Annotated in this window: 1 protein-coding gene; it reads right to left on the bottom strand. The window is 49.3% G+C overall.

All coding sequences use genetic code 11. From position 1 onward, the window contains the following. Positions 1–224 (bottom strand): cation:dicarboxylate symporter family transporter (locus tag QN347_RS20000; protein WP_323494429.1); only part of this gene is annotated, 224 nt, incomplete at its 3' end. Positions 225–270 lie beyond the last annotated feature (46 nt).

Below are 270 nucleotides of genomic sequence, written 5' to 3'. Positions count from 1 at the left end.
ATGGTGAATGCCATCGCACCGAAAGCGCCGATTGGGGCTGCCTTCATGATATAACCAACAATCACGAACAAGACATGGGAAGTCTTTTCGACCATTTCAAACACCAGAGTACCGCGACCGCCAAAGCGATGCAAAGCAAAACCAAACAGTACCGCAACGACTAAAATTTGCAGAATGTCGCCCTTGGCGAAGGCATCGAAAATCGTGCTCGGGATCATCGCCATCAAGTATTCAACGATGCCTTGTAACTTACCTGGACCTGCGTATGCC

Source organism: Sphingomonas sp. 10B4, from assembly GCF_035019905.1.
GTDB classification, from domain to species: Bacteria; Pseudomonadota; Alphaproteobacteria; order Sphingomonadales; family Sphingomonadaceae; genus Sphingomonas; species Sphingomonas glacialis.
Note: the sequence above shows the minus strand (reverse complement) of the source record. Positions and strands in the feature narration are given on the sequence as shown.